The 21639-nt window shown below is 60.8% G+C and carries 26 protein-coding genes and 1 riboswitch; of the genes, 12 read left to right on the forward strand and 14 right to left on the reverse strand.

Annotated features, from left to right (window positions below; translation table 11 throughout):
- Nucleotides 1-12 precede the first annotated feature (12 nt).
- The 4 genes from hpxZ to hpxW are packed head-to-tail and all read right to left on the reverse strand — an operon-like array spanning nucleotide 13 to nucleotide 3573.
- Nucleotides 13-399, reverse strand: coding sequence for an oxalurate catabolism protein HpxZ (hpxZ, locus tag ACWYRJ_RS08260; RefSeq protein WP_149366301.1), 387 nt, complete (start codon nucleotides 397-399; stop codon nucleotides 13-15).
- Nucleotides 396-1793: an AtzE family amidohydrolase gene (locus tag ACWYRJ_RS08265; protein WP_149366302.1), complete on the reverse strand. Its 1398-nt coding sequence runs from the start codon at nucleotides 1791-1793 to the stop codon at nucleotides 396-398. The genes hpxZ and ACWYRJ_RS08265 overlap by 4 nt, the downstream gene beginning before the upstream one ends.
- On the reverse strand, nucleotides 1790-1978 hold the full coding sequence (gene hpxX / locus ACWYRJ_RS08270) for an oxalurate catabolism protein HpxX (protein ID WP_045334723.1): 189 nt from the start codon (nucleotides 1976-1978) through the stop codon (nucleotides 1790-1792). The genes ACWYRJ_RS08265 and hpxX overlap by 4 nt, the downstream gene beginning before the upstream one ends.
- A gap of 11 nt (nucleotides 1979-1989) precedes the next feature.
- Nucleotides 1990-3573 carry an oxamate amidohydrolase gene (gene hpxW / locus ACWYRJ_RS08275; RefSeq protein ID WP_455507715.1) on the reverse strand — a complete coding sequence of 528 codons (1584 nt, stop codon included), beginning with the start codon at nucleotides 3571-3573 and terminating at the stop codon, nucleotides 1990-1992.
- Nucleotides 3574-3715: 142 nt separating this feature from the next.
- On the opposite strand from hpxW, the gene hpxU reads away from it, so the two are divergent.
- From hpxU to hpxK, 7 genes are all read left to right on the forward strand, one after another.
- Nucleotides 3716-4555, forward strand: coding sequence for a MurR/RpiR family transcriptional regulator HpxU (hpxU, locus tag ACWYRJ_RS08280; protein WP_455507716.1), 840 nt, complete (start codon nucleotides 3716-3718; stop codon nucleotides 4553-4555).
- 191 nt (nucleotides 4556-4746) lie between these two features.
- Nucleotides 4747-5529, forward strand: a complete 783-nt coding sequence (locus tag ACWYRJ_RS08285) for a transporter substrate-binding domain-containing protein (protein WP_023311064.1) — start codon at nucleotides 4747-4749, stop codon at nucleotides 5527-5529.
- Nucleotides 5530-5533: 4 nt separating this feature from the next.
- Nucleotides 5534-6199 carry an amino acid ABC transporter permease gene (locus ACWYRJ_RS08290; protein WP_111964571.1) on the forward strand — a complete coding sequence of 222 codons (666 nt, stop codon included), beginning with the start codon at nucleotides 5534-5536 and terminating at the stop codon, nucleotides 6197-6199.
- Nucleotides 6199-6855 (forward strand): amino acid ABC transporter permease, encoded by a 657-nt coding sequence (locus tag ACWYRJ_RS08295; RefSeq protein ID WP_168708008.1) that lies wholly within the window; start codon nucleotides 6199-6201, stop codon nucleotides 6853-6855. Before ACWYRJ_RS08290 ends, ACWYRJ_RS08295 begins: the two co-directional genes overlap by 1 nt.
- Entirely contained in the window at nucleotides 6836-7573 is a 738-nt protein-coding gene (locus ACWYRJ_RS08300) for an amino acid ABC transporter ATP-binding protein (RefSeq protein WP_008499843.1), read from the forward strand. The genes ACWYRJ_RS08295 and ACWYRJ_RS08300 overlap by 20 nt, the downstream gene beginning before the upstream one ends.
- Before the next feature lie 13 nt (nucleotides 7574-7586).
- Complete coding sequence (locus ACWYRJ_RS08305) at nucleotides 7587-8828, forward strand: pyridoxal-phosphate-dependent aminotransferase family protein (protein WP_115874686.1); 1242 nt, start codon at nucleotides 7587-7589, stop codon at nucleotides 8826-8828.
- On the forward strand, nucleotides 8825-10087 hold the full coding sequence (gene hpxK / locus ACWYRJ_RS08310) for an allantoate amidohydrolase (protein WP_455507717.1): 1263 nt from the start codon (nucleotides 8825-8827) through the stop codon (nucleotides 10085-10087). Before ACWYRJ_RS08305 ends, hpxK begins: the two co-directional genes overlap by 4 nt.
- Here the strand turns inward: hpxK and ACWYRJ_RS08315 are convergent.
- A complete protein-coding gene (locus ACWYRJ_RS08315) occupies nucleotides 10053-11054 on the reverse strand; it encodes a magnesium transporter (RefSeq protein WP_111964506.1) in 1002 nt (333 codons plus the stop codon). The genes hpxK and ACWYRJ_RS08315 overlap by 35 nt on opposite strands.
- Nucleotides 11055-11114: 60 nt before the next feature.
- A riboswitch (M-box (ykoK) riboswitch) is annotated at nucleotides 11115-11284 on the reverse strand.
- A 158-nt stretch (nucleotides 11285-11442) separates the two neighbouring features.
- Between ACWYRJ_RS08315 and ACWYRJ_RS08320 the strand changes: the two genes are divergently transcribed.
- Nucleotides 11443-11946 carry a DedA family protein gene (locus ACWYRJ_RS08320; protein WP_455507718.1) on the forward strand — a complete coding sequence of 168 codons (504 nt, stop codon included), beginning with the start codon at nucleotides 11443-11445 and terminating at the stop codon, nucleotides 11944-11946.
- A 1-nt stretch (nucleotide 11947) separates the two neighbouring features.
- Here ACWYRJ_RS08320 and ACWYRJ_RS08325 read toward each other — a convergent pair whose 3' ends face one another.
- Nucleotides 11948-12697 carry an SDR family oxidoreductase gene (locus ACWYRJ_RS08325; RefSeq protein ID WP_455507719.1) on the reverse strand — a complete coding sequence of 250 codons (750 nt, stop codon included), beginning with the start codon at nucleotides 12695-12697 and terminating at the stop codon, nucleotides 11948-11950.
- Between the two features lie 100 nt (nucleotides 12698-12797).
- Here ACWYRJ_RS08325 and ACWYRJ_RS08330 point away from each other — a divergent pair, with 100 nt between their 5' ends.
- Nucleotides 12798-13157, forward strand: coding sequence for a winged helix-turn-helix transcriptional regulator (locus ACWYRJ_RS08330; protein WP_223581811.1), 360 nt, complete (start codon nucleotides 12798-12800; stop codon nucleotides 13155-13157).
- 1 nt (nucleotide 13158) lies between these two features.
- On the opposite strand, the gene ACWYRJ_RS08335 is transcribed toward ACWYRJ_RS08330, so the two are convergent.
- Entirely contained in the window at nucleotides 13159-13953 is a 795-nt protein-coding gene (locus tag ACWYRJ_RS08335; protein ID WP_249575930.1) for an SDR family NAD(P)-dependent oxidoreductase, read from the reverse strand.
- Between the two features lie 125 nt (nucleotides 13954-14078).
- Complete coding sequence (locus ACWYRJ_RS08340) at nucleotides 14079-14522, reverse strand: winged helix-turn-helix transcriptional regulator (protein WP_455507720.1); 444 nt, start codon at nucleotides 14520-14522, stop codon at nucleotides 14079-14081.
- Nucleotides 14523-14674: 152 nt separating this feature from the next.
- On the opposite strand from ACWYRJ_RS08340, the gene agp reads away from it, so the two are divergent.
- A complete protein-coding gene (gene agp / locus ACWYRJ_RS08345) occupies nucleotides 14675-15916 on the forward strand; it encodes a bifunctional glucose-1-phosphatase/inositol phosphatase (RefSeq protein ID WP_249575929.1) in 1242 nt (413 codons plus the stop codon).
- 33 nt (nucleotides 15917-15949) lie between these two features.
- Here the strand turns inward: agp and ACWYRJ_RS08350 are convergent, their stop codons facing one another.
- Both ACWYRJ_RS08350 and wrbA read right to left on the reverse strand, forming a co-directional pair.
- Nucleotides 15950-16177, reverse strand: a complete 228-nt coding sequence (locus ACWYRJ_RS08350; protein ID WP_008499832.1) for a YccJ family protein — start codon at nucleotides 16175-16177, stop codon at nucleotides 15950-15952.
- A gap of 20 nt (nucleotides 16178-16197) precedes the next feature.
- Complete coding sequence (gene wrbA / locus ACWYRJ_RS08355; RefSeq protein ID WP_023311076.1) at nucleotides 16198-16794, reverse strand: NAD(P)H:quinone oxidoreductase; 597 nt, start codon at nucleotides 16792-16794, stop codon at nucleotides 16198-16200.
- Between the two features lie 391 nt (nucleotides 16795-17185).
- Here wrbA and ACWYRJ_RS08360 point away from each other — a divergent pair, with 391 nt between their 5' ends.
- Both ACWYRJ_RS08360 and ACWYRJ_RS08365 read left to right on the forward strand, forming a co-directional pair.
- Nucleotides 17186-17356: a con-10 family general stress protein gene (locus ACWYRJ_RS08360; protein ID WP_023311077.1), complete on the forward strand. Its 171-nt coding sequence runs from the start codon at nucleotides 17186-17188 to the stop codon at nucleotides 17354-17356.
- A gap of 116 nt (nucleotides 17357-17472) precedes the next feature.
- Complete coding sequence (locus ACWYRJ_RS08365; protein WP_133294141.1) at nucleotides 17473-18396, forward strand: DMT family transporter; 924 nt, start codon at nucleotides 17473-17475, stop codon at nucleotides 18394-18396.
- Here ACWYRJ_RS08365 and rutG read toward each other — a convergent pair.
- Genes rutG through rutD form a run of 4 tightly spaced genes read right to left on the reverse strand, consistent with a single transcriptional unit; the run spans nucleotide 18384 to nucleotide 21632 of the window.
- Nucleotides 18384-19706, reverse strand: coding sequence for a pyrimidine utilization transport protein G (gene rutG, locus ACWYRJ_RS08370; protein ID WP_149366310.1), 1323 nt, complete (start codon nucleotides 19704-19706; stop codon nucleotides 18384-18386). The genes ACWYRJ_RS08365 and rutG overlap by 13 nt on opposite strands.
- 21 nt (nucleotides 19707-19727) lie before the next feature.
- On the reverse strand, nucleotides 19728-20222 hold the full coding sequence (gene rutF / locus ACWYRJ_RS08375; protein WP_111964498.1) for an NADH-dependent FMN reductase RutF: 495 nt from the start codon (nucleotides 20220-20222) through the stop codon (nucleotides 19728-19730).
- Between the two features lie 9 nt (nucleotides 20223-20231).
- Nucleotides 20232-20822 carry a malonic semialdehyde reductase gene (locus ACWYRJ_RS08380; protein WP_223581819.1) on the reverse strand — a complete coding sequence of 197 codons (591 nt, stop codon included), beginning with the start codon at nucleotides 20820-20822 and terminating at the stop codon, nucleotides 20232-20234.
- A gap of 9 nt (nucleotides 20823-20831) precedes the next feature.
- Complete coding sequence (gene rutD, locus ACWYRJ_RS08385) at nucleotides 20832-21632, reverse strand: pyrimidine utilization protein D (RefSeq protein WP_455507721.1); 801 nt, start codon at nucleotides 21630-21632, stop codon at nucleotides 20832-20834.
- Nucleotides 21633-21639: the final 7 nt, after the last annotated feature.

Genomic DNA, 21639 nt, shown 5'->3' on the forward strand with positions numbered 1-21639 from the left:
CCCGGCCTACGACTACGACATCAAACTCACCTGCGCCGCCACGATCCGCCACCCGTAGGCAAACCGTACCCACGTCTGCTGCTGGCGGCCAATGCGTTCCGTCCCCGCGCGGGTAAACTCGGTGCTGCACACGGCATAATCCTCCCCGAAGGTGGTAATCACTGTGTGGCGCAGCGTCCGCTGCAATCCGGCGGACGGGCGCGCCGCCCGAAAGGCGCGGATTTCATCAATCCCGTACAGGTTTTCACCCGCTCCGAGACGCACCGTGCTTTTGTCGTGCCAGAACAGCTCGTCCAGCACCGCAACGTTGTTGCTCACCAGCGCGTCCTCATACCGGTAAAACGCAGCGGTCACCTCGGCAACCACCCACGGGAGGTTAATGTCATCGTGATTCATCATGCTGCTATCTCCGCCGGGCGGGCATCGGTGATACCGTTCTCTTCCAGAACCCGCGCGACGCGCAGGCAGGCCTGCTCGTTAAACGGCGCGGCAATCAGCTGCAGGCCGATGGGCGCACCCTGCGCGGTGCGCAGGGGAACGGTGGTCACGGGCAGGCCCAAAAACGAAATTGGCTGGGTCAGCATCCCCATGCTGGCGCGAATGGGCAGCGGCTGGCCGTTAATCTCCATGGTCTGCTCACCCGCCAGCGTGGCGCTGCGCGGAGTGGCCGGGGCGATCAGCACGTCGGCCTGCGCGAACAGGGTTTTGAACGCCTGCCGGGCGTGAGCGCGAAACCGCTGGGCCTGAATATACCAGGCTGAGGGGATCATCGCCCCGGCCAGCAGCCGTTCGCGAGAGTGCGGCTCAAAACGCGCCGGTTCATGGCGAAGCGCGGGCAGGTATTGATTTCCCCCTTCGGAGGCGCTGATGATAAACGCAGCGGAACGCGCCAGCTCGGCGTCAGGGAACTGCAGCTCATCCTGCACGTCGAGCGCCTTCGCCACCCGCGCCACGGCGGCTCTGGCGTCTGCGTCGCACCAGGTGGTGAAATAGCCGCCGAGCACCGCGCAGCGCAGGCCATCAAGCCCGCGATCGAGCAGGGGGCGCGTCTGTTCCCGGGAGCACTCGGCCTGAAAACCGTCGCTGGTATCCCGTCCCTGCAGCGCATCATACACGGACGCCAGGTCGCACACGCGGCGGGCGAAGGGGCCGATATGATCCAGGCTCGCGACAAACGGATGGCTGCCGGATCGCGACAGGCGGCCAAAGGTGGGCTTCAGGCCATAGATACCGCACAGGGAGGCCGGAACGCGAATCGAGCCGTTGGTGTCTGTGCCGAGCGAAAAGTGCACCAGCCCGGCGGCCACCGCGGCGGCTGAACCGCCGGACGACCCGCCCGCAATGCGCGTCAGGTCGTGCGGGTTACGCGTCGTGCCGTAGTGGCTGTTCTCGGTGGTAAAACCGTAGGCGTAGGCGTCCATATTGACCATCCCGGTCAGCAGCCCGCCCGCGCTACGCAGCTGGCGCACCGCAAAACTGTCAGCGGCGGCGGCAGGGCGCTGGCTGAACAATTCGGCTCCGGCGAGGGTGGTGTGACCGGCAACGTCGAACAGATTTTTTACCGCGTAGGGCACGCCCGCCAGCGGCGGCAGGGGGCGCTTTTCCCGTCGCAGGGTATCGATATTGTCGGCCTCGGCGAGCATGCGTGCTTCCGTCACGGCGGTCCAGGCGCCGATCTGCGGGTTAACGCGCGCAATCCCCTCCAGCGTCTGTCGGGCGATCTCGCGAGCGCTCAGCTCCCCAGCGCTTAGCGCCTGCTGGATCGCGCTGATACTCATCTCGTGTAGCGTCATGCTTTATACACTCCTGCAATCTCCAGACGGTCGTCGAGCGGCAGCGCCATCAGCGGGGCGGCCATGGTGGCTATGCGGCTGAACTGCAGCTGCAGCTCGGCGCGGCGGGCGTCATCCAGCGTCACGCCGAGTACAGTTTCCATTTGCGCCAGGTATGCCTGCCAGTCGGGTTGGTGTGTCGTCATTTTTTTTCTCCTCAGAATCCGGCGGCCGCGCCGTTGCTGCGCGGGTCAAATGCCCCTTCGAACAGCCCGTTGGGGTGGCGGACAATCGCGCCCGCGTGGCCCATGGCTTCACTAAAGTCAGGGAAAAGCTCCACCTCGTGACCGAGTGCCCGCAGGCGCACGACCGTCTCGGGTGAAAAACGTCCTTCAAGCTTTAAGGTGTCCGAGGTTTGTCCCCAGGTGCGCCCCAGCAGCCAGCGCGGGCGGGAAATGCTCTCCTGTAAAGGCACGTCCTGAATCGCGTAGCGGGTAAAGATCGCGGCCTGGGTCTGCGGCTGTCCGTCGCCGCCCATCGATCCGTAGACCATCACGCGACCGTCCTTCAGACGCGCCGCCGCCGGGTTCAGGGTGTGGAACGGCTGTTTGCCCGGCGCGAGGGCCAGAAGATGGGCGGGATCGAGGCTGAATGATGCCCCTCGGTTCTGCCAGACGATGCCGGTATCGGGCAGCACCACGCCGCTGCCGAACTCGTGATAAATGCTCTGGATAAACGACACGGCAAGCCCGCTGCTGTCCATCACCCCCATCCACACCGTATCGCCGGGGCCTTTTCCGGTTCCCCACGGTGCGGCCCGGCCGTCGTCAACCCTGTTGGCAAGCGCCTGCAGGGCGGCGGGATCCAGCAGATCCTGAATATCGGTTTTCAGCTCGCGCGGGTCGGTGATGTGGGCATCACGCAGGCCAAAGGCCAGCTTGGTGGCTTCAACGATGCGGTGAAGGGTTTCGGCGTCGTCGGCCTCCGCCATGTTCAGTCGGTCGGTGATGCCGAGTATCGCCAGCGAGACCAGCCCCTGCGTCGGCGGGGCGTGGTTAAAGATCTCCCCCTGCTGATGCTGCAGCGTCAGCGGCGCGGTGCGCCGGGCAGCGTGGGCGTGTAAATCGGCCAGCGTAACGGGCAGGCCTAGCGTCTCCATGCCGTGCGCCAGCACGTCCGCCAGCGGGCCGCGATAAAAACTGTCAAGACCGTCTTCCGCCAGGCGCCTCAGGGTTGTAGCCATGGCGGGCTGGTAAAAGCGGCTCCCGGCCTGCGGCGGCTTGCCGTCGACCAGCCAGGTTTCCGCGAAGCCCGGCACATCCTTCAGCTCGTCGAACTTGCTGGCAGTGGCGTGAGCCTGAGAGGCCGTGACCGGCGTGCCGTTCTGCGCGTAGTCAATAGCGTCGGCCAGCAGGCGGGCCAGCGGCAGCGACTTGCCGGTCATCTCACGGGAAACCTTCAGCGCCTCGTCCCAGCCGCTGACCGTGCCGGCGACGGTTAGCGCCGCCTGCGGTCCGCGATGGGGGATCTGCGTGAGCCCATCGTAGGCGGCCAGCGTCGCGTGCGATCCCGCCGCGCCGCTGGCGTCAATGGCGATGGGGTCGCCTTCCGGCGGCACGATAAGCCAGAAGCCATCGCCGCCCAGCCCGTTCATATGCGGGTAAACCACGGCGATGGTGGCCGCCGCCGCGACCATCGCTTCTATCGCGCTGCCGCCTTCGCGTAGCACCGTCAGCGCGCTCTGGCTGGCGAGGTGGTGGGGCGCAACCGCCATACCGTGTGTGGAGACATTACTTTGCATGAAGAGTCCTCGTAACCCTGAAAGTCACAAGGCGCTGCAAAAGCTGTTCCAGTTCTGAAAGAAAAGTTTCAGTAAACTGGCACGTATAATGAAAGGTAGAATGAAAACCAAAATGTAATGAAACAAAAGTTACAGAGGCGCTATGGAACAACTGGATGAACGTCTGAAAGCACAATACCCGTCGCTGTCGCCGCAGGAGCAGCGGGTGGCGGACTTTATTTTTGATCATTTTGACGATCTTATTAGCTACAACAGCGCCGAGCTGGCGCAGCTGAGCGGGGTATCGAAAGCCACGGTGAGCCGTCTGTTTAAGCGTCTGGGCTATGAGAAATATAAGGACATGCGCGAAGAGCTGCGCACCCTGCGCCAGAGCGGGATGCCGCTCACCGATAACCGCGACGCGGTCCAGGGCAACACGCTGCTGGCACGCCACTACAAGCAGGAGATGGCGAACCTGACCCAGTGGATCAATGCCCTCGACGCGCAGCAGTTTGCCGACGCCCTGGCCTGCATGGTGAAGGCGCGGCGGATCGTGATTATCGGCATGCGTAACGCCTATCCGGCGGCGCTCCACCTGCGCCAGCAGCTGCTGCAGGCGCGCGGTCAGGTGCTGGTCCTGCCGCAGCCGGGGCAGAGCCTGAGCGAGGAGCTGGTGGACTTAACGCCGGACGATCTGGTGGTCATGATGGCCTTCCGCCGCCGTCCGCGCATTATCCGCCCGCTGATGCAGCAGCTTCAGAGCAGCGGTATTCCGGTGCTGCTGATGTGCGAGCCGCAGGCCCACAGCCTGTTTCCGCTCGCCAGCTGGCAGCTCTGCGCCCCGCTGGATAGCGTCTCGGCCTATGACAGCTATTCCTCGGTTAACAGTCTGATCAACCTGCTGGCGAACGCCTTCCTGCATGAGATCCTCGATAAAGGCCGTCCGCGCATTCACGAGATTGCCTCCCTCTATCAGCAGCTGGACGAGCTCGAACAACGATAATGGGGCATCAGGCTGGTGCTTTGCATTAAAATGGTGCGTAATGGCGGGGCGAAAATGGAGAGCATTTCCGCCCCGTCCGCGTTTTATCAGGCTTTACAAGAATATTTCCCGCTTCGCCTTATCTGGCGCATTAGTTGCAAAATCACATTCAAAGAATCTTTTGTTTCATGTTAACGTTACGGGGAAGCACCATGAAAAAATTGTTGATTGCACTGGCCGGGGCAGCATGCCTCTTCACGCAGCTGCCGGCAAAGGCTGACCAGCTACAGGATATCGAGAAGCGCGGCACTATCCGTATTGCCGTTCCGCAGGACTTCCCGCCGTTTGGCTCGGTGGGGACCGATCTGCAGCCCCAGGGGTACGACATCGATATGGCGCGCTATCTCGCCAAACAGATGAAGCTCAAGCTGCAGCTGGTGCCGGTGACCAGCGCCAACCGCGTGCCGTACCTGCAAACTGATAAGGTGGACCTGGTCATTTCCAGCCTCGGTAAAAACCCGGAGCGCGAGAAGGTGATCGACTTCAGCCGCGCCTATGCGCCGTTCTTCCTTGGCGTGTTTGGTCCAAAAGGGGCCGAGCTGAAGGACGCCGCCGCGCTGAGCGGAAAAACCATCGGCGTGACGCGCGGGGCGGTGGAGGACATGGTGCTGACTGGACTGGCGCCGAAAGACGCGGACGTGAAACGCTACGAAGACAATAACACCACGCTCTCCGCTTACCTGTCGGGGCAGGTGCAGTACGTGGCAACCGGTAACCTCGTGGTGGCGGCCATTTCGCGCCAGAACGCGGATAAAGCCCCGGTGCCGAGCTTTATGCTGAAAGATTCGCCGTGCTTTATTGGCCTGAAGAAAAACGAACCGGCTCTGAAGGCAAAAGTGGATGCGCTGATTGAGCAGGGCATCAAGGACGGCACGCTGAACGGCCTGTCTGAGCAATGGCTGAAGGCCCCGCTGCCGGCAAACCTTGGCGCCTGAGCCGATGACTGAGCAACTTGATTTCTCCGCGCTCTGGCCGCACTGGCCGGAGCTGCTGGCAGGGCTGTGGGTCACCGTTCAACTGACGGTGATGGCGACCGTCGGCGGGCTGGCGATAGGGATTTTCGGGGCGGCGATCCGCAGCGGACGCACGACCTGGTTCAGCCGGATCTGGGGCGGCTACGTGGAGATCATCCGCAACACGCCGTTTGTGGTACAGCTGTTTTTCATTGTCTTCGGCCTGCCAAATCTTGGCCTGAAGATGACGGCGGGTGAAGCGGCGCTGCTGGCCATGGTGGTAAACCTGGGCGCCTACAGCACCGAGATTATCCGCGCGGGCATTCAGGTCACGCCGAAAGGGCAGTGGGAAGCCGGACGCGTGCTGGGGCTCACCCGCCTGCAGACCTTTATTCGCGTGGTGCTGCCGCCCGCGCTGCAGCGCATTTACCCGGCGCTGGTGAGCCAGTGCATCATCGTGATGCTCGGCTCGTCGGTGGTGTCGCAGGTCTCCTATGAAGAGCTGACCTTCGCCGCCAACCTGATCCAGTCCAGAACGTTTTTGAGCTTTGAGGTTTATCTGGTGACAACCGGGATTTACCTGGCGCTGTCGATAACCCTGCGCCAGCTGATGATGGCGGCAGGACGCAAATGGCTGGGGGTGCAGGCATGATGACCACCTTTACCGACTGGGACATTATTCGCAACCTGCTGCTGGCCGGACGCTGGACGGTGCTGCTGTCGCTGGTGGCGTTCGTCGGCGGGGCGGTGGTAACGCTGCCGCTCCTGCTGCTGCGCCTGACGGGCGGGCGCACGGTGAAGCGCATTATCCGCGGCTATATTGAGCTGTTTCAGGGCACGCCGCTGCTGATGCAGCTGTTCCTAGCCTTCTTCGGCGTGGCGCTGTTCGGCATCGACGTCTCGCCGTGGACCGCCGCATCGCTGGCGCTGACGTTTTACACCAGCGCGTTTCTGCTCGATATCTGGAACGGCTGCATTCGCGCTTTACCGAAGGGGCAGTGGGAAGCGTCGCGCTGTCTGGGTCTGACCTTCGGCCAGACCCTGTTTCGCGTCGTCGCCCCGCAGGCGCTGCGCATCGGCATTGCGCCGACGGTCGGCTTTGCCGTGCAGGTGATCAAAGGCACCGCGCTGGCGTCGATTATCGGTTTTGTCGAGCTGACCAAGGCCGGGACCATGCTGACCAACGTGACCTATCAGCCGTTTAAGGTCTTTGCGCTGGTGGCGCTCGGCTACTTTATTCTGTGTTATCCGCTGTCGCGCTACAGCCGCTATCTGGAGACGAAATTCAATGCCTCTCATCACCATTAATCAGGTGCAGAAGTACTACGGCGATAACCACGTGCTCAAGGGCGTCGATCTGGATATCGACATGGGCCAGGTGATCTCCATTATCGGGCGCAGCGGATCGGGCAAAAGCACGCTGCTGCGCTGCATTAACGGTCTGGAAGGCTATCAGGACGGCAGCATCAAGCTGGGCGGCATGACCATTACCGACCGGGATTCCCAGGCGCGTGAAATCAGCCGCTCGGTGGGGATGGTGTTCCAGAGCTTCAACCTGTTCCCGCACATGACGGCGCTGGAAAACGTGATGCTCGCCCCGCGTCGGGTGCTGAAGAAAAGCGCCGCCGAATGCCGCGAGCTGGCGCAGCGCATGCTGGAGAAGGTTGGCCTCGGCGATCGTCTGGATTACTACCCGTCGAGCCTCTCCGGCGGCCAGCAGCAGCGCGTGGCGATTGCCCGCGCGCTGGCGATGTCGCCGAAAGTATTGCTCTGCGATGAGATCACCTCCGCGCTCGACCCGGAGCTGGTGGGCGAAGTGCTCAAAGTTCTGGAGCAGCTGGCGGCCGAGGGGATGACGCTCATACTGGTTACCCATGAAATGAATTTTGCCCGCGAAGTGGGCGACCGCGTGGTGTTTATGCACCAGGGGAAAGTCTGGGAGCAGGGCGACAGCAAAACGCTGTTCGCCAACCCGCAGACCACGGAACTGAAGCAGTTCATCTCCTCCGTGCGCGGCCTCAACTGATAAGGACTTAACAATGGATATCGCACACTTTCCGCAAATCAACCCGCCGCAGCGCCTGCTGATGGGGCCGGGCCCGATCAACGCCGACCCGCGCGTGCTGCGCGCCATGTCGAGCCAGCTGATCGGGCAGTACGATCCGGCCATGACCCACTACATGAACGAGGTGATGGCGCTTTATCGCGGGGTATTCCGCACCGAAAACCGCTGGACGATGCTGGTGGACGGTACCTCCCGCGCGGGGATTGAAGCCATTCTGGTCTCCGCCATCCGCCCGGGAGATAAGGTGCTGGTGCCGGTCTTTGGCCGCTTTGGCCACCTGCTGTGCGAAATTGCCCGCCGCTGCCGCGCGGAGGTGCATACCATCGAGGTGCCGTGGGGCGAGGTGTTTACCCCGGATCAGGTCGAGGATGCGATTAAGCGTATTCGTCCGCGCCTGCTGCTGACCGTGCAGGGCGACACCTCCACCACCATGCTGCAGCCGCTCGCCGAGCTGGGCGCGATCTGCCGCCGCTACGACGTGCTGTTTTACACCGATGCCACCGCGTCGCTCGGCGGTAACGCGCTGGAAACCGATGCCTGGGGGCTGGATGCCGTCTCTGCCGGGATGCAGAAATGCCTCGGCGGCCCGTCGGGCACCTCGCCGATCACCCTGAGCGCGCGCATGGAGGAGGCGATCCGCCGCCGCAAATGCGTTGAGGAAGGCATACGCACCGACGCCCACCGCGACGGCGACGAGGAGATGATCTACTCCAACTACTTCGATCTCGGCATGGTGATGGACTACTGGGGGCCGGAACGTCTTAACCACCACACCGAAGCCACCACCGCGCTGTTTGGCGCCCGCGAGTGCGCGCGTCTGATCCTGCAGGAGGGGCTGGATAACGGCATCGCTCGCCACAGGCTGCACGGCGATGCGCTGCTGAAGGGCATTCAGGCGATGGGGCTGGAGACCTTCGGCGACCTGAAACACAAGATGAACAACGTGCTGGGCGTGGTGATCCCGCAGGGCATCAACGGTGACCAGGTGCGTAAGCTGATGCTGGAGGATTTCGGGATTGAAATCGGCACCTCGTTTGGCCCGCTGCACGGCAAAGTTTGGCGCATTGGCACCATGGGCTACAACGCACGCAAGGACTGCGTGATGACCACCCTGAGCGCGCTGGAGTCGGTGCTGAACTACCTGAAATTCTCCACCACGCAGGGGGCCGCCATGCAGGCCGCGTGGGACCACTATCGCCGCGAGACGCCGCAATGAGCCCGGCGGCAGAGCGGGTGATGGCGCGCGCCGACGCGCTGGCCGCCATCAGCGAAACCCCGGACGGCCTGACGCGAGTCTATCTCTCCACGCAGCATCTGCAGGCTAACCAGCTGATCGGAGAGTGGATGTGCCAGGCGGGCATGACCGTCTGGCAGGACAGCGTGGGCAATATCTGCGGACGCTATGAAGGCCAGCAGGAGGGGGCGCAGGCGGTGCTGCTCGGCTCGCATCTCGATACCGTGCGCAATGCCGGGCGCTACGACGGCATGCTCGGCGTGCTTGCCGCCATTGAGGTGGTGGACAGCCTGCGCCAGCAGGGTGTGCATCTGGCGCAGGCCATCGAGATTGTCGGCTTTTGCGACGAAGAGGGTACCCGCTTCGGCATTACGCTGTTAGGCAGCCGGGGCATCACCGGCACCTGGCCGCAGGGCTGGCTGGAGAAAGCCGACGCCAGCGGAATCAGCGTGGCGCAGGCGATGACCCTGGTGGGGCTCGATCCTGCCCGCGTGTTGCATGCCGCGCGCCGTCAGGTGGATTTCAGCGCCTATCTGGAGCTGCATATTGAGCAGGGGCCGTGCCTTGAGCAGGAGGCGCTCGCCCTGGGCGTGGTGCAAGCCATTAACGGCGCGCGTCGTCTGAACTGCCGGTTTACCGGCGAGGCCGGGCACGCGGGAACCGTGCCGATGCACCACCGCAGGGATGCGCTGGCCGCCGCCGCCGAGTGGATGGTCATCATTGAAAACGCTACCCGACAGCAGGGCGGAAACCTGGTGGCGACGGTTGGCGAACTGCGCTGCCTGCCGGGGGCGGTGAACGTGATCCCCGGCGAGGTTCAGCTCTCGCTGGATATTCGCGGCCCGCAGGATGCGCCGCTGGATCGGTTGCTTAACGAGCTGCTGGAGCATGCGCAGGCGATCGCATCGCGCCGCAATCTGGACTTCAGCGCCGAGGAGTTTTACCGCATTGCCGCCACGCCGTGCGATACCCACCTGCAAAACGTGCTGGAGGAGGCGGTCAAATCGGTACAGGGTCGCTCGCTATCGCTACCCAGCGGTGCGGGCCATGATGCGATTGCCATCGCGGAACGCTGGCCGGTCGGCATGTTGTTTGTGCGCTGCAAAGGAGGTGTCAGCCACCATCCGGCGGAATCGGTGATGGCTGAAGATGTCGCCCTGGCGATTGAGGCGTTTTCGCGAGCGGTGATCCAGCTGGCGGACCGCGTTACTCCAGCCCCAGCGTATATTGCGCGATCTTAAAGTAGATAATCAGCCCGGTACCGTCGATAAGCGTCGCAATAAACGGCGCGGAGACGACAGCCGGGTCAATGCCGCAGCGCTTGAGCACCATCGGAATGACGGACGACACAATTGCACTCCAGAGCGTAATGCACACCAGCGTCAGGCTGACGATGAGTGTAATCTCCAGCCCAATCCCCATCATCCAGGCGCGGATACACCCTGCGATACCGAGCGTGGCGGCAATCATCAGCGAGGTGGTCATCTCTTTACGCAGCACGCGGCCAACGTCGCGCAGACGGACTTCTCCCAGCGCCATGGCGCGCACCAGCGTGGAGGTGATCTGCGTCCCGCTGTTGCCGCCCGTGCCGATCAGCAGTGGAATAAAGAACGCCAGCGCGATGGCGGACTCCAGCGCCTCTTCGAAATGCTGGATCACCGAGCTGGTGTAGGCTTCTGCGACAAAAAGCAGCAGCAGCCAGACGGAGCGTTTCTTCCACAGGCTATACGGACTGGTATCCAGATAGGGCTTCTCCAGCGGTAGCGTCGCCCCCTGAAGCTGGGCGTCTTCGGTGACGTCATCTTCCAGCAGATGGGCGATTTCGCGCTCCGTCAGGCAGCCGACGAGCTTACCGTGGGTGACCACAGGCACCACATCCGCGCCGCCGTGCGCCAGCAGTCCGGCAACGTCGGCACGTTCATCCTCCGGTTTGACCTGCAAAAACTGCGAAATCATCAGCGATTTCACCGGCTGGACCGTGTCGGCGGTTTGCAGCAATTTACGCACGGCAATCATGCCCGCCAGGCGACCATTGTCTTCAATAAAAATATGAGACGGAATATCGTCGTCTTTTAATTTTTCGAAGAATTGCTCGCGCGCCAACGCCACGCATAATGAAATATCAAGGACAATAAAATCGGTATTCATATATTGCGCGACAGCGCTGTCATTGAATGCCAGGTTTTGGTTGTGAATAGCGTAAGACATAGTGAATTCCCTTTGAATAATAACATCTCTCAGGGGCGAGCAAGACAGGGCATGTCGAAGAGGAGATCCCCACGTCCTGGGTTCAGCACTGTACACCGTATCCCGTGAGGGAAGTTATACTGACAAAGCCTTGATTCGACAGTGCCTGTTTTACCCTGTGCCGGTTCTCTCGAACCTACCAGAGCGATAACGTGTATTTGTACAGGAGCCTCGCCATAACGAGATCGTTGTAAAACGAGGGAAATAATACGCCTGTTTAAATTTACCGCTCAGGAAATTAAATAATGTTTAAGAACGGTTTAGATAAATATTATTAATAAAGCGTTGAGGGTTTATTTAGGTTTATTCATTTTAAATGGAGGATTAAATAATTAACGGAGGAGAGAAAATGGCGTGGCTTGATAATCTGCTGAATCATTTTGCGCTGTATCCGGCACATCTTTTCGCGCTGTTATTTGTGATGGCGCTGAGTAAATCGACGGTGCTGATCTCCTCCGTGCTGCCGCCCGCGTCGGTGATGCTGCTGGCGGGCATTACCGTCAGCCAGGGGAGCATGCATCCTGCGTTGGCATGGCTGGCCGTAGTGATGGGGGCAACGGCGGGATCGGTGCTGAACTACCACTTAGGGCAGATGATGGGGCACACCCGGCTGGTCACGCGTTTCACCTCAAAGCATGCCGCTACGTTTTTACGGGTACAGCATCAGCTGCAAAAGAACGGCGTCATCGTGCTGTTTACGTCGCGTTTTCTGGCGGTGCTGCGTTACATTGTGCCGCTGGCGGCGGGCATGCTCAGGCTGAATGCAGTCAGGGTCTACCTCGTCAGCCTGCTTTCCGCCTGCGCGTGGGCGGCGCTGTATGTCGGCGCGGTCACCGGCATCAGCGCCTTTTGAGTTACAGGCTCCCCATTCCGCCGTCCACCAGCAGCTCCGTTCCTACCGTGTAGCTCGACTCGTCGGACGCCAGATAGAGCGCGGCTTTTGCCAGCTCCGCCGTTGAGCCCATTCTGCCGAGCGGCACCATCTTGATGATTTCCGCCATCATCGCGTTAAGCGCCTCGTCGCTTAAGCCCGTTTTGGTAAACGCCGGGGTCTCCACCGGACCGGGGCTCAGGCCGTTGACGCGTATCCCGCGCGGCAGCAGTTCCGCCGAGAGCGTGCGCGCCAGCGACAGCAGTGCGGCCTTGCTCGCGGCATACACGCTGCTGGTGGGCAGGCCGATGCGCGCGCTCACGGAGCCGCAGAGGATCACCGACGACGGATTATTCAGCAGCGGCAGCAGCGCCTGAATCAAAAAGAACGGTCCCTTCAGGTTGATGCCCATCAGGCGATCCCAGGTCTCTTCCCGCCACTCTTCCAGCGGCGCGTGCGTTACGTCGCCGGCGTTGAGAAACACCGCGTCCAGGCGCGGCCAGAGGGCGGCGAGGGTTTCCGCCAGGGCTTTTTGCGACGAGATATCGCCCGCATCGGTTGGGATCACCCAGGCCTTATCGCCAAGAATACGTTCTGCTTCGGCGAGGGTGTCCGGGTTACGCCCGGTCACGGCGACGCGCGCGCCTTCGGCGATAAACGCCTGCGCGGTGGCGAGACCGATGCCGCTGGTGCCGCCGGTAATCAGCGTATATTTATCTGTTAAACGACCCATATTCATCTCCTGAAATGTCACTGGAGAAAGCACTATAGAAACGTTAGTATCGAAAGGAAACCAGGTACCAAATGGATACTAAAGAGGCAAGAGGTGTGCTATGGCAGAAATGCTGGAGGTGTGCTGTGAAAAAAAATCTGAGGCGTATACCTGCCCGATGACGCAGTTTGTGAACCTGATTTCCGGTAAGTGGGCGATCCCCATTCTCTATCGCCTGATTGTCTTTAATACGCCCGTACGCTTTGGCGATCTGCTGCGGGCGGCTGCCCCCATCACGCAGAAAGAGCTGACTAAGCAGCTGCGCCTGTTTGAGCAGCGCGGGCTGGTGACGCGGACGGTCTACCCGGAGATCCCGCCGCGCGTGGAGTATCAGATCACCGCGCTGGGGTTAACCCTGCAGGACGCACTCTCCCCGCTGGCCGCCTGGATGAGTGAGTACGGCGACCAGCTTCAGCGTTAGGCTATTGTTTTACGTAGCGCGGCGCCGGAATGCCGGTGCGCGCGCTGTTGAACAGCTCAAGACGCGCCGCTTCGTAGCGATCCCACAGGGCGGCGTCATGCATCGGCGGGATGGTGATCGGTTCACCCTGATCCAGACCCGCCAGCGACGCATCCACCATGTTGTCGGTGGTCATCACCGATCCTTCCGGCAGATCGTCCACCGTGACGCCTGAATGGCTCCAGATTTCAGTCGCCGTGGCGGCAGGCAGTACGGCCTGAATGCGCACGTTGCTGTCGGCAAATTCTTCCTGTAACCCACGTGTAAAGCTCAATACCCACGCCTTGGTGGCGCTGTAAAGCGCGCTGCCCGCCCGGACGTGCAGGGCCAGCACGGACGCGATATTGATCAGCGTGCCGCGATTGTTCTGCGCCAGGCGCGGCAGGATGGCGTAGGTCAGACGCATCAGCGCCGTAGTGTTCAGGGTATTGATGGCCTGATGCTGCGCCACCTCGCCCGCGAGGAACGGTGCCATCTGCGCGGTGCCCGCGTTGTTAACGAGCGTATCAATGGCGGTATTGCTGCGCAGCTCTTCTTCCACGGCGCGGATCCCGGCTTCATCGGTGAGATCGGCAACCAGAATATCGACGGCCACGCCATAGCGCGCGCGAAGGTCGGCGGCGAGGATTTTCAGGCGATCCTCGCGACGGGCGACCAGCACCAGGTTAGCGCCGCGCGCGGCAAGTCGATCAGCATAGACGGCACCGATCCCGGAAGAGGCACCCGTAATCAGGGCTGTTGTGATTTGCGTAGTCATCGTGTGTTACCTCAAAGCAGAGTGGGTTATTTGGTTTCAATATGAAACTGAATAAACTCTCTGCTATTTGGTTTTATAATGCAACCATATTTGCGAGCATTTTGTGCTTTTGCCGTCGGGAACGGTCAGGAGGGGGGTTTAGCCACGATCTCTTCAGGCGTCAGTTCGCGCCCGTCGTCGGCGATAAGCGCCAGTTTACGCAGGGGTTTGCGCTGTTCGGTATCGACCAGCACGGTGCCGTATTCGTTTTCCGCGAACAAAAACTCGTTGCCCCACTGGGAGAGGGCAACCAGCACCGTTTGCAGGGCGCGCCCTTTATCGGTCAGGACATACTCCTGCCAGGCGCTGCCTTCAGACGCAGGCTGAAGCCGGAGGATGCCCTCGTCGACCAGCAGTTTTAGCCGCGTAGTCAGCATATTTTTTGCGATACCGAGGCTTTTCTGGAACTCGCCGAAGCGTTTAATCCCGCGTAGCGCGTCGCGAACAATCAGCAGCGACCACCAGTCGCCTATAATATCCAGCGAACGGGCGACGGGGCAGGTGCTCTCTTCAAGGCGGGTACGTTTCACAGCGAATTCTCCGGTGGGGTGTGGTTTTATTATAAAACTAATCTGCACGCGTCGTAAGCATGTTAATCATCAGTTTGAGAAATGCTTCCCGGAAAATTGTCACGAATCTGTCACACTGAACGCGACATTTTAAAACGAGTGAGGAATTAGGGATGAGAAAAGCACTACTCGCGCTGGCAGTCGCCGGTTCCATTTCAGCAACGTTTGGCGTGCAGGCGCAAGAGACGCCGGAAGGGTATCAGCTGGAGCAAGTTTTAATCATGAGTCGCCATAACCTGCGCGCGCCGCTCGCTAATAACGGCAGCGTGCTGGAGCAGTCCACGCCGAAGCAGTGGCCGGAGTGGGAGGTGCCGGGCGGTCAGCTCACCACCAAGGGTGGCGTGCTGGAAGTCTATATGGGCCATTATATGCGCGAGTGGCTGGCGCAGCAGGGGATGGTGAAGACGGGAGAATGTCCAGCGGCGGATAGCGTTTATGCTTACGCCAACAGCCTGCAGCGTACCGTCGCCACCGCGCAGTTCTTCATTACCGGCGCGTTCCCGGGCTGCGATGTGCCCGTGCACCATCAGGAAAAAATGGGCACCATGGACCCGACGTTCAACCCGGTGATTACCGATAACACGCCGGAATTCCGCGAAAAAGCGCTCAAGGCGATGGAGACCGAGCGGCAGAAAATGCAGCTTGGCGAAAGCTATAAGCTGCTTGAGCAGATGACGAACTACGCCGATTCGCCGTCCTGCAAAGAGAAAAAAGTCTGCTCTCTGGCGGACGCAAAAGATACCTTCAGCGCCGACTATGAAAAAGAGCCTGGCGTATCCGGGCCGCTGAAGGTGGGTAACTCGCTGGTGGACGCGTTTACGCTACAGTATTACGAAGGCTTCCCGGCTGACCAGGTGGCCTGGGGAGAAATCAAAACCGACCAGCAGTGGCGCGTGCTGTCGAAGCTGAAGAACGGCTATCAGGACTCGCTGTTTACCTCAACCGAGGTGGCGCAAAACGTAGCGAAGCCGCTGGTGAAATATATCGATAAAACGCTGGTCACCGACCAGGCTAAAGCGCCTAAGATCACCCTGCTGGTGGGACATGACTCGAACATTGCTTCCCTGCTGACGGCCCTGGATTTCAAACCGTATCAGCTGCACGACCAGCAGGAACGCACCCCGATTGGCGGCAAGATTGTCTTCCAGCGCTGGCATGACAAAAATGCCAACCAGGAGTTGATGAAAATTGAGTATGTCTATCAGAGCTCAGAGCAGCTGCGCAACGCCAGCGTGCTGTCGCTGCAGTCGCCTGCACAGCGCGTGACGCTGGAGCTGAAAGGCTGCCCGGTAGATGCGAACGGCTTCTGTCCTGTCGACAAATTCAATGCGGTGATGAATAACGCGGCGAAGTAAAAGAGAACCCCCCGCTGCGGCGGGGGGAAACGCTTAGACGTTTTTACGTTCGATGGTTTGCTCGCCCCAGAAGAGCGAGTCTTTATCCGTTTTTTCGAAGGCGCGCACCAGCACCTCATCGTTACCTTCCTCCCAAATCTGCTCGGCCAGCTTTTCATCGTATTTCGCGACTTCAAAGATAGCTTCGGCAATCTCCGGAGAGGTGTTGCGTAAACTTGCCCATTCGCCCACGTGGTGAGCTTTGGATTCTTGAGTTGGCATGCTTGTCCTCCTGTTGGGTGTTAGCCGTTCAGTTTTTTGGCCAGACCCGCGACGTATTCACCCTGATAGCGGGCGATAGACAGTTCTTCATTGCTTGGCTGACGTGAGCCATCCCCACCGGCAATGGTGGTTGCGCCGTACGGCGTACCGCCACGCACCTGGGAAATGTCAAACAGCTCCTGCGCGCCGTAGCCAATTGGCACAATCACCATCCCGTGATGAGCAAGGGTAGTCCAGGTTGAGGTAATCGTCTGCTCCTGACCGCCGCCGGTGCCGGTAGAGCTGAACACGCTGGCGAGTTTGCCGTAGAGCGCCCCGGATGCCCAAAGTCCGCCGGTTTGATCGAGGAAGGTGCGCATCTGGCCTGACATATTGCCGAAGCGGGTCGGGGTGCCGAAGATAATGGCATCATAATCCGCCAGCTCCTGCGGGGTGGCGACCGGGGCGTTTTGCGTTTTCCCCCCGGCTTTCAGGAAGGCTTCCGCCTGCATGGTTTCCGGTACGCGTTTCACCACAACCTCAACGCCGTCAACCCTGTTTGCACCTTCTGCTACCGCGTGAGCCATGGTTTCAATGTGTCCATACATGGAATAATAGAGCACCAGAACTTTTGCCATTTTGCTTCACTCCTCGTTGGTTTCTCTGACAGCGGATCGCTGCGCTCTTTTAAAGATATGCCATCACGGCCAGACTGCAAAAATGAACGCCATTTATTTGATTTATAACAACATGAGTAGAAAAATGGCTTTGTAGCAAAATGATACAACTTTCCAGGCGCGGATTTTTAAAATGATAAGAATGGCTTATGCATCCACGCCGCGTCATCTCACCCGAAAGACTGAGATCATGTTGCAGGATATTACCTCTGGCTTGCCGGACAGCCTCAGTCCACTAAGCTTAGTTTCACGCGGCACAGATTGAGGCGTCGTCCTTGCGCCGCGAGGTGAAAGAATCCTCTTTTACTGAATGCAATATGATGTCTAATGTTTCACACTCTGGAGGTTAGAGATGGCAAACCATCGTGGTGGTTCAGGTAATTTCGCTGAAGACCGTGAAAGAGCATCAGAAGCAGGTCGTAAAGGTGGCCAGCACAGCGGGGGCAATTTTAAAAATGACCCTCAGCGCGCATCAGAAGCTGGTAAAAAAGGGGGTAAAAACAGCCACGGCAGCAGTAAGTAATATGCCGGGTTGAACCTCTGCCGCCGGGATCTCCCGGCGGTTTTTTATTTCTGCAACATTGAACTGTAACCAAAGGCAACGCACACTACAGAATTGTTTTCTCTTTCTGGTGCCGCATGTCTGTCTCACGCTTCAAATTCTCCGTTAAACCGCAGGAAGCCATCCTCATTCTCATCACCATGTTCTGGGGCGGGACGTTTCTGGCCGTTCAGTACGCGGTGACACTCAGCGATCCGTTCTTTTTTGTTGGCCTGCGCTTTGCGACGGCGGCGCTTGCCGTGGGGCTAATTTCGCTTAAAACGCTGAGGGGGCTGACGCTGAAAGAGCTTAAGGCCGGCGTGGCGATTGGGGTGGCGATAGCGATGGGCTACAGCCTGCAAACGTGGGGATTGCAGACCATCTCCAGCAGCAAATCCGCATTTATCACCGCCATGTATGTGCCCCTGGTGCCGCTGCTGCAGTGGCTGTGCCTGGGTCGGCTGCCGGGGCTGATGTCCTGTATTGGCATCGTGCTGGCGTTTATCGGTCTGATTTTGCTGGCCGGGCCGGAAAATAACCTGCTGGCGCTGGGGCCGGGCGAAATCATTACCCTGATTGGGGCGATCGCCATTGCGGCGGAGATTATTCTAATTAGCGCCTGGGCGGGCAAGGTCGACGTCAAACGCGTAACGGTGGTGCAGCTCGCGACGGCGTCGCTGGTGGCCTTTGCGACGATGGTTCCGGCAGGGGAGTCCGTGCCGCAGATGTCCACCGGTCTGGTGGTAGTCGCACTGGGGCTGGGTATCTTCAGCGCCATTATCCAGGTCACCATGAACTGGGCGCAGCGCAGTGTCTCGCCGACGCGGGCAACGGTGATCTACACCGGTGAGCCGGTCTGGGCAGGCATTTTCGGGCGACTCGCCGGCGAGCGTTTGCCGCTGCTGGCCCTGGTGGGCGCGGCGTTTATTGTCGCCGGGGTGCTGGTGAGCGAGCTGAAGCTCAAGCGGAAGAAAAACGCGCTGCCAGAAGATGACAGCGCGACGTTAAATCACGAATCCTGATGTACCACCTCGCCCTGCGGCGCAGCGGCCATCCGGCGGCTCAGCAGGGCGTTAAGCAGGATCGCGCCGAAGGTCGCGGTGCCAATCCCGCCGATCGTAAACCCGCCCAGCGTCAGGGCAAAATCGCCTGCGCCCAGCACCAGCGTGACGGCCACCATAATCAGGTTGCCGTTCTGGCTGAGATCGACCCGATGCTGCACCCAGATACGCGCGCCGGCCACGGCGATCAGCCCAAACACCACGATTGAGGCCCCGCCGATGACCGGTGACGGAATGGTGTGGATCAGCGCGCCGAACTTCGGCGAGAAGCCGAGCAGCATCGCCATCACCGCCGCCGCGACAAAGACCAGCGTCGAATAGACTTTGGTTACCGCCATCACGCCGATGTTTTCGGCATAGGTGGTGACGCCGCTGCCGCCCACGGAACCGGAGAGCATGGTCGCCAGCCCGTCGCCGACGAAAGCGCGGCCCATGTACGGATCCATACTGCGCCCGGTCATCCCCGCGACCGCCTTCAGGTGGCCCAGATTTTCCGCCACCAGGATCACCGCCACCGGTGCGATAAGCATCATCGCCTGGGTGTTAAAGGTGGGCGAGGTCACCTTCGGCAGACCGAACCAGGCGGCCTGATGCAGCAGCGTAAAATCAACCGGCTTGCCGAGACCAAAAACGTTCGCCAGCAGGGCATACACCAGACAGGCAACAATCAGCCCGACCAGGATCAGCAGCCGCTGGATCATGCCTCGCGTAAACACCGCCACCAGGCCGATGCACAGCACGGTCACGACGGCCATCCAGCTTTCAAACGGCGAGCCGGAGACGCTTTTCACCGCAATCGGCGCAAGGTTCAGGCCAATCGCCATCACCACGGCGCCGGTGACGACTGGAGGCATCATACGTTCGATCCAGCGCGTGCCGATCTTCATTACCACCAGACCTATCAGGGTATACACCAGACCGCAGGCGATGATGCCGCCGAGGGCCACGCTCAGGTTGGGGTTGATTCCCTGGCCGTTAAACCCGGTGGTGGCGATCACCACGCCGACAAAGGCGGCGCTTGATCCCAGATAGCTGGGCACGCGCCCGCCGGTGACAAAAAAGAACAGCAGGGTACCGATACCCGACATCAGAATAGAGAGGTTGGGATCCAGTCCCATCAGCATCGGCATCAATACCGTGGCGCCAAACATGGCGACCGCGTGCTGGACGCCCATCACCATCGTCTGCCCGAGCGGGAGTCGTTCATCCGGCGCGACCACGCCAGCTTCTGTGGAGGTCGATTTCAACTGCCAGTGGGGAAATCCGAACATGATCTGTCTCCTTAAAGCGGGTTAACAGGCGGGTCGCATAAGCGCGTGGTAGCCGCGGTCAAACCACACCAGGCCTTGCGGCGCGGGGTGGCGAATAATCGAAACGATGTCGCAAAAAAGAATGTCGTGCGTACCGACGCTCACCACCTGGCTGATCCGGCAGTCAAACGAGGCCAGCGCCTCCTCCAGGCGCGGACAGCCCGTGTCGCCCGTTTGCCAGCGGGCGGCGGCGAAGCGTTCTTCCATCGGCGTTTTGCCGCCAAACAGGTTTGAGAGCGGCTCCTGTCCGGCGCTCAGGGTATTCACGCAAAGGGTGCGGTTCTCGCTGAACGTCGGCCAGACGGACGCGCCGCGGTTCAGGCACACCAGCAGGGTGGGCGGTGAATCCGTGACGCTGCACACCGCGCTGGCGGTGAAGCCTGCCATCCCCGCCGGGCCGTCGGTGGTGATGATATTCACCGCCGCGCCAACGCAGGCCATAGCATCGCGAAAGGTTTGTTTATCCGGTGTCGTCATCATCGCTCCTTACGCCAGCCCGCAGGCATCGTCGAAGGTCAGGCGCGGCAGGCGCCCGTAAAGTTTGCCCGGGTCGCCGTAGCCAATGTTGATCAGCAGGTTGCTTTTAAGCGTCGTGCCGGTGAAAAAAGCCTCGTCGACCTTTTGGCGGTCAAAGCCCGACATCGGGCCGGTGTCCAGCCCCAGCGCGCGACAGGCGAAAATCATGTAGGCGGCCTGCAGCGAGCTGTTGCGAAAGGCGGTCTCTTCCGCCAGCGCGGGGCTTGCGGTAAACCAGCTTCGGGCATCGCCGTGCGGGAACAGTTCAGGCAGGCGCTCGTAGAATTCACCGTCCCAGGCGACAATCGCCGTGACCGGAGCGGTAAGCGTTTTCTCCAGGTTGCCGCTGGAGAGCGCCGGGCGCAGCTTCTCTTTTCCCTCAGCGCTTCGCACAAACACAATCCGCGCCGGGGAGCAGTTGGCGGACGTGGGCCCCCATTTCATCAGGTCGTAGATTTCGCGCAGCGTCTCGTCGCTGACGGCAATATCCTGCCAGCCGTTATGGGTGCGGGCGCTGGTGAACAGCGTTTCCAGCGCGGCGGGGGTAATGGCTTCGCTCATTAAAGCTCCTTATAAAGCGGGTTCAGGGCTGTGCAGCAGGCTGGCCAGCCCGTTCAGCAGCAGGGTGTTAAAGGCGTCCGGCTCGGTGACGTTGCAGGCATGCCCGCCCTGGCGCATCACCGCGCTGTGGCTGTTCGGGATCGCTGCCTGCAGCTCAGACGAGCAGACAGAGGGCACCAGCATGTCGTCGGCGGAACAGATGATCTGGACCGGGCAGCGGATGCGCGCCGCATGGCGGCTGAAGTCGGCCTTTTTCAGAGCGCTGAGCCTGTGCAGCAGGTTGGCTTTTCCCTGAAAATGGGCCAGCGCCAGCGCTTCTTCGGCCTCCAGGCGGGGCGCGCGAGCGGCCATCCAGTCTGCCGGGTAGAGAAACAGCGGCTGCGCCTCAACCCACGCCTGTGGGCCACCGTAATGCAGCAGGCGCTCGCGGATCTGAAAGCAGCGGCGGGTGTGGGCATTGAGGGTCAGCCAGCCGTTGACGCACACCAGCGCGGTGAGGGCGTCGGGCCTGTCGAGGGCCAGCTGCAGGCCGACCAGCGCCCCCAGCGCGTGGCCGACGACGCTGTAGCGTGCAATTCCGGCCTCAGCCAGCGCCTGGTCCAGTTCGTCCGCCATCTCTGCAAGGCTGTACCCTTCCGGCAGGACGTCGGGGTTATTGCCCGTTCCACGCTGGTCATAGCACACCACCTGATATTCCGGCTCCAGCGCGGCCAGCTGTGGCAGCCAGTAGCTGCCGCTGCCGCCGAGACCGGCAATAAGGACCACCACGGGTGCACCCTCATACGGGGACGGTGAGACGGAGAGTTTCATGGCCGCC

It is taken from the genome of Enterobacter sp. (assembly GCF_977039595.1).